Consider the following 1,453-nt stretch of genomic DNA (forward strand, 5'->3'; position numbering starts at 1 on the left):
TCTCTAGACCTCGAAATCCATGAAGACGTGTTCTGGGACGAAGAGAATAATGAGACGGGTCGCTGGGTCACAGAGAATCTGCCCCCAATGGAAGGAAAAGTTGTACTTGAGATAGGATGCGGATGCGGTTTGACCGCGTTATACATGGCAAAGAGCGGCGCGAAGCACGTTCTAGCCACAGACATAACGGGCAACTCTGTCGAAAATACGCGTATAAATATAAAAAGAAACAACGTCAAGAATATAGAAGTATTACAGAGCAACATGTTCGACAACATTGATAAATCTCAGCGGTTCGACAGGATCGTATTTCACCTTCCGTCGACCAAGGTTCCAGTGGATTTCGCGTTTACGAGAGCAATAGAACATAGTAGCTTTGACCCTGGGGGATCGATTTTGAATAGTTTCTTGACTTTAGCGCCACATTACTTGTTGCCTTATGGAGCATTGTTGCTCGGATATAATGTTTCCCGCGATGATACTTGTATCCAGAACGAAGTCGCCAAGTTTCCGCTTTCAGCCGAAAAGGTGGCGTCAAAAAAATTCACAACGGACGGTATGATCAATATACATCTGTATGAGATTAGGCCCAGAGAACACGGCTGACTCGCGGAGGTTTTTCGGGAAGATGGCAGCTGGTCGTGCCCTAGTCTAAGCGCCGCAACGCCATGGGCCCTAATCTTAGTGGACAAGCTACTCCGAGCGTCTCAGTGGCGCCTCAATTCCTGCCGCGCCGAACAGGCGGATCCGCCGCTCGTCACTTCCTCGATCAACGCACCGCCGATCTAGTCGCAGCTCATACTAAGGGGCGTTGGCAAAGGAGATCCGCTCGCTGCGAAAACGTACGGCCTTCTTCGCGTCTCAAACCGGGAGCGAGGATGAGGCGGCATCTAAGTCGCGGGTACCCATCCGGTGCAGCTTTCGATTAACTACATTGTCGGCGGGCCCATTTGCCCCGTAAATCTGCCGGGATTCTGTCCCGGCAGCGAAGTTCTGGACCCGAACGAAATTCAAAGAACGCTCGCGCTCAAGCGGCATATCAATCATCAATCCCATGCGCGTGCCGATCGAGACGAAGGAGAGCTACCACTGGCTGGAGAACTTGCGTCAGTCCATCGCGCTCGTGGGCCCGCCCGAGCGCTGTGTGCATGTGGGTGACCGGGAGAGCGACATCTACGAGCTCTATCGCAAAGCGCGGGACCTTGGTATCAGCTCCCTCGTGCGGGTGCAGACGAACGGGCTGGGCCGAGCGGTCCTGCCGATGCTGCCCCACACGATCCTGCTCATCGCTTCTTTGCCCAACTTGCGGCGGCGCCCTAGGCAGGCCGTCATCGCATAACGGTCGATCAGGACGAGACGACCTGGCTGCACGTGAAGTTCGCGGCCATCAACACATTGCCGCCCGTGGGCAAACAGAAGCGCGACTGTCCGCAGGTTCTGACCTGCATCCATG

2 protein-coding genes are annotated in these 1,453 nt (G+C 54.4%); both read left to right on the forward strand.

Going from position 1 to position 1,453, the window contains the following annotated elements; all coding sequences use genetic code 11:
- Positions 1 to 606, forward strand: a 606-nt coding sequence (locus tag EOA33_RS35555; protein WP_127407712.1) for a methyltransferase, incomplete at its 5' end; no start/stop codon positions are given.
- Between the two features lie 448 nt (positions 607 to 1,054).
- Complete coding sequence (locus EOA33_RS39985) at positions 1,055 to 1,339, forward strand: hypothetical protein (RefSeq protein WP_210212649.1); 285 nt, start codon at positions 1,055 to 1,057, stop codon at positions 1,337 to 1,339.
- The last annotated feature ends 114 nt before the right edge of the window (positions 1,340 to 1,453 follow it).

The organism is Mesorhizobium sp. M4A.F.Ca.ET.050.02.1.1 (assembly GCF_003997725.1).
In the GTDB taxonomy this organism is placed as follows: Bacteria; Pseudomonadota; Alphaproteobacteria; order Rhizobiales; family Rhizobiaceae; genus Mesorhizobium.